Origin of the sequence: Thermogemmatispora sp., from assembly GCF_019683755.1 — a bacterium.
Taxonomy (GTDB): Bacteria; Chloroflexota; Ktedonobacteria; order Ktedonobacterales; family Ktedonobacteraceae; genus Thermogemmatispora.
The window spans coordinates 1-4,865 of sequence record NZ_JADGHT010000340.1 but is presented as its reverse complement, the minus strand read 5'-3'; the positions used below and the strand labels follow the sequence as shown (position 1 = coordinate 4,865).

At 55.5% G+C, this 4,865-nt stretch carries 6 protein-coding genes; 1 reads left to right on the top strand and 5 read right to left on the bottom strand.

The genetic code is table 11. The features are described from left to right. Window positions 1-205 (top strand): hypothetical protein (locus IRZ24_RS16750; RefSeq protein ID WP_297166630.1); only part of this gene is annotated, 205 nt, incomplete at its 5' end. 191 nt (window positions 206-396) lie between these two features. On the opposite strand, the gene IRZ24_RS16745 is transcribed toward IRZ24_RS16750, so the two are convergent. The 5 genes from IRZ24_RS16745 to IRZ24_RS16725 form a co-directional block, all read right to left on the bottom strand. After that, window positions 397-696, bottom strand: coding sequence for a hypothetical protein (locus tag IRZ24_RS16745; protein ID WP_297166628.1), 300 nt, complete (start codon window positions 694-696; stop codon window positions 397-399). 957 nt (window positions 697-1,653) lie between these two features. Next, complete coding sequence (locus IRZ24_RS16740; RefSeq protein ID WP_297166625.1) at window positions 1,654-2,478, bottom strand: DUF1838 family protein; 825 nt, start codon at window positions 2,476-2,478, stop codon at window positions 1,654-1,656. A 59-nt stretch (window positions 2,479-2,537) separates the two neighbouring features. After that, window positions 2,538-3,848 carry an MFS transporter gene (locus IRZ24_RS16735; RefSeq protein WP_297166622.1) on the bottom strand — a complete coding sequence of 437 codons (1,311 nt, stop codon included), beginning with the start codon at window positions 3,846-3,848 and terminating at the stop codon, window positions 2,538-2,540. A gap of 86 nt (window positions 3,849-3,934) precedes the next feature. Continuing rightward, a complete protein-coding gene (locus IRZ24_RS16730) occupies window positions 3,935-4,375 on the bottom strand; it encodes a hypothetical protein (protein ID WP_297166619.1) in 441 nt (146 codons plus the stop codon). Between the two features lie 33 nt (window positions 4,376-4,408). Continuing rightward, window positions 4,409-4,865: hypothetical protein (locus tag IRZ24_RS16725; RefSeq protein ID WP_297166617.1), on the bottom strand; the 457-nt coding region annotated here is incomplete at its 5' end.

Here is a 4,865-nt window from a genome sequence, read left to right as displayed (position 1 = left end):
GCTGGCACCACCTCCAGCAGCAGGCCAGACACTCCTGGTGGCGCGACTTCCCCTCCCCAGCGGCGAAGAGCCAGGGGCAATAACGCCAGGCGCTTCTTTTCCCCAAGCAGGGGGGCGCTTGTTGAGCGACGAAGGCGCTCCCCTCACCCGCCGACCTGATCTGCTCCGTCTCCAGCCTGGAACCGGGTGTTGTCCCTTGAGCTGATCTCATCCCTGACGGCTGAGACGGCGATCCCACAGGCTGGACAACTCCGCCAGCGGCAGCCCAAACGGCGCAGGGCAGTCACTTCTCGTTCGAGAGGCACATCGCTGGCTTGGGAAGAGATTCCAAGGAGTGGAGGAGCCATGAGCCTCGTCCTTCTGTGCCAGGCAGCCTGCGATGAAAACAGGCCCTGCTCACTCCTCTTCCTCATCCTGCTCATCTTCGTCGGGGAGCCAGTCGCTGTCGAGCTTGTCCGGATCGCTACCATCTCCTGTGGTGATTTCAGGCTCCAGGTGCTTTGGACACGCTTGCCTGCCTGAACGGGCCGGCGGCGAAAGCACAGGCCAAACGGTTGGAGCGCGAGGACGGATGGTGGCCGTCCCAGTGAGCTGCGGCTTGATCTGGAGCGGCTGCTCCTGAATGCGGTCAATGCGGAACTCCAGAAATTGCCCGCGCTCAGAGTGATAGGCCACCAGGTAAAAATGACTCTCCATCTGGGTTACATAGGCAGCATCAAGATGCTAATGGGTGACCTCTTTCCCCGACAGAGGCCGAAATCGCTTCCAGGATTGCCAGATCTCGCTCGAGCACGCGATGGACCCAGCGGAGGTGTGCATCATCAGTCCTCCTCCTGATCGATGCCGTAGTGCTGCCCCAGGCTCTCGAAAATCTGCTTGCGTGTGCAAGGCCCTTATCGGAGCAGTGCCAGCAAGCGCAAAAGCCGCTTGAGCCGGAGGACGGTATGCCTTTCCTCTGAGAAAAAAGGTTCAGGGTGTTGGGAACCGGCCATGCGCTGCTTTCCCTCCATCAATGCAAGAGAGATGCCTTTTACCATAGAGTCCTAGGGGCCTACTGTCAAGGTCCAGGCGCCTCTGCTGTCGGGGAAAAGATGCCGCTGCTGCCGTTTGCTTCGAGCATCTCGGTAGCCGGCCTTCCACGCAGCGATGCTCGAAGCGCTTCGCAAGCCCCTGCAGGGCCACAAGGGCCGGCATCATGGCCGCACAACAGCGGTCACTGGTGACCGCTGTTGTGGGATGCTCGAAACAGCTTGACGGACGCCGCCCCAGATCCCCCACTAGAGAGGGTGCTCCTCTTCAGAACACCGCTCAAGCCCGTTGAGGGATTGGGACTTGCCGGGCGGGCACGGCTAGGGGCACGGTACATCGAGGCGGTGATTGCCCGAATCTGCTGCCATTCCTCATAGGTCAAGGTGGCTGGATGCTGACCACGGCACCGCCGGCCCCCTGTCTTTTGTGTTTAGCTGGCACAAAGCTTCGCGTCCTGGGGAAGAGCACCAGGTGATAGTGCGGCACTGTCCCGGGCATTTCTCCGCCTCCAGTGTCTAGCTCGGATCAGCCCCTTACCTTGCCTGCTCCTTTGCAAAAGAGAGGCCAGCACCGGCTCGCGGATGCAGCTTCTCTCCTTTTCCCTTTCCGAATAGTTTTGCGAAGCTAATCTGCCTCTTCGAGGCGTGACTCCTGGTTGCCCAGAAGCTTTTTCTTGAAATAGCTCCACGAGCTTTCATTAGGGCCGCTCCATTCTGTCGGAGCGTGTTGATAATGAGGCTGATAGCGTTCGACAAAGGAGCGTAATGAAGCTGGGAGAGCTGCGTAGCCTCCTTGTAGCTTGCAGCCTCGACATTGATAGAGCAGCCAGCCGGGGTGATCACCCATAGCCATCCAGGGAAGCCAGGGTCCAATACGCGTCCAGGCGATCTCACATGGCGCTGAGGACAGCTTTTCATTCCCAAGGTCATCGTGGCTGACGAAGAACTGGAAGAGCTCGGCTCCCTGGTAGAGATCACTTTGAGAATAACGCGGGTAGAGAGCACGTGGCAAAGGAGAGGGGTAGGCCAGTAGCACATCCAGAGCCAGACAGAGCCTCCCTCCTTCCAAAGGCGTGACCTGGAGCGTAAAGGGCCCTTGTGGACCCTCTAGCAGATAACGCTGATTTACAGGATCATTCCAGACGGGCACAACTTCGACCTCTTCTCCGGTAAAGGGATTCGCCCAGCGTTCCAGAATAGAGTGCTCGTTAGGGTCCTGGTAGACCATCATTTCACGCGAGAGCTGCTCATATCCCTCCGGAATAGGACGGCAACGGCAGATGTTATACCCTTCGACGGCAAAGAGAAAGCGGCTCGGCTCTCCGGGTACCAGGCTGTAGACACGACCGCTCCACCAGCAGACCACTTCTTCCTCGCCCAAAGAGGCCCGCGTCTTGATGAAGGCTCGCAACAATTGTTCAGGCTGCGAGAGATCAACTAGTGAGGGCATCCCTGATGTGACTCCTTTCCGCGACAAGTTGGATTGAGCTGCCTGATGAAGACAGCTTACTAGCGCACACTTTTGATGGGCAGCACCATAAGTGCGCTCAGCAAGGCAATACCTGCTCCGGCGATAAAGAGACCACTGTAGCCGAGAGAGTTGATAAGCAGTCCTCCAAGCAAAGGAGACACAATCAAGGGAATGGATAAAGCCAGGTTGATCAATCCAAGATCGCGCCCATAGTCTGCCGCGCTCGGCAGCACCTGGGTAATCAGAGCAGTGTCGACGGCCAAGTAGGCGCCATATCCTGCGCCAAGCAGGGCAGCAAAGAGCTGGACACCACTCCAGGTGGGTAACCAAACTGGGGTCAAGAGGGCTAACATGACCAGGAACGCGGCAGCAATCACAAAGGGCTTGCGACGCCCCAGCCGGTCAGAGAGCCAGCCAGCTCCAAAGGAGCAGATCAGAATAAGCAGCGTCTCGATGCTCTGGACGGCTAGTGTGCCATCGAGCACCTTTTTGCCTGGAAAGAGCTGCTCGTAATGCAGCCCATCTTTGATATAATACTGAATATATGTCGCGACAGCAAAATATGCCAAAAATAGGAGAAGTCGCGTGACAAAGGCCCAAGCAAAATCAGGATGTTTTCGGGGATTCACCAAGAAACGAGCCAGAAAGGTTTTCAGCCGGAAAGAAGATGGCGGCTGGTCAAGAGTCATCTCCTCATGGTAGACAAGCAAGCACAGCAGGATGCTAAGGATCAGTGCGGCGCTGAGAGGATAGTAAGCTGCCAGGTAGTTTCTACGAAAGATGACTGCGATGAGGAGGCCTCCCAGTACTGCAGCAAAAGGAATAGCGAGTCCGACAAGGGCAGAGATGAAGCCGCGTTGATTGAGCGGTACACGGTCAGGAATGATCGCCTGAAGCACTGTGAGCAAAGCCCCGCCGAAAAACTGGAGAAGTGACCAACCCACAACAATAAGGAAGATCGTGGGAGCGAAGCGCAGCAAGAGTAAGGCCATACACGCGCAGAGCATGTGGACAAAGAGCCAGAGGCGGCGCTTGCCAAAGCGTGCGCGGGTGCGATCGCTGATAGCGCCAGCTAAGGGAGTCGCTAGCAAGGCAAAGATGGCACCGATTGATTGCACAAGCGCCAGGCTTGTAACATGATCAGTCGGATCAAGCAAGTTGACCTGATAAGGGACGAGAAAGATGATCACAGGTAGAAGAACGCTATTGCCTGCGAGATTAGCGAGCAAGTAGGTGAGGCCAAATAGCCAGGAGACTGGCCGCTGCCCGATGAACTGCTTTTGCTGCATACCCTGTGGGCTTTCTGTTGCCTCGCTGGTCATAGGGGAGATGTTCGTCGTGTCGGACATAAGAGAGTTCCTCCTCTCTTCAAAAATCAGAAAAGTAGACGCGGATAAATATCCTTTTACGTCCTTGTAAATCCTGTCTCTTCCTTTTACGCCTTTGTAAACCCTGTCTCTGGCCCTGGCTTCTGGTCGGGCGGAGGAGCCTCTTTGTTGTCGTGCACTGCTTCAAAAGAGATGCGAGATGGTCTGAGATGCGGCCTGCTAACAGGTCCCGAGCCAGGACGTTCAGAAGATAATGGCTGAGATGGCCGGATTGAGGTTGTATTTTTGGTGAGGGCATAGATGAGACGCTTTCCCAGGATCGAGTGACAGACCGGCAGAGGCACATGTATCCCTTGACGGAGCTGCTCGATATAGTAGGATACCTTCTCAATATCGTCACGTGCGCGTTTCAGCTCGTCATGGTCACGCGCTAGCTCCTGACAACGGGCCAATAAATTATTCAATGAGTGGGCAATCTGCCAGATCATGCCCTGGCTATTGAGAGGGGCACGCACGTTATAGTTGCCAGCAGCCGCTTCACGATGCACTAGAAGAATTTGAGATATTTCTATTTTTAGCTGCTATTGCTGTTGAAGGAGCAGTTGGCTCTGAGCGGAAAGAAGCCGCTCGGCGTCAATCAGTTCTTCAGCGTGGTCAGCTCGCAGGATTGCCTGCTCAACACTACGAGAACCAAGCCAGCTTACAATGGCTGTAATGCAGAGCATAAGAGTGGGGCGAGCCAGCCAGAGCCACATCAGTGGGGTTCCTCGGACCTGGATGATCTCACGTGGATGTGGTCCAAGCAACATATTATACCAGATAAAAAGTATCTCAATCAGTGTGAAAGGAATAATGAGCTTTCTCGGCATAAAGATGCTGCCGATCATAATGGGGTAGATGAAAAAATCATAGGTTGGCAGGAGATCAGATCCTCCCTTGTCGGTCAGGACAACGGTGATCACAAATGCAATGGAGAGCATCATAGCGCCGATGAGGAGTCCGGCTGCTAGCTCAGTGCGCCCGCTACGGTTGATATAT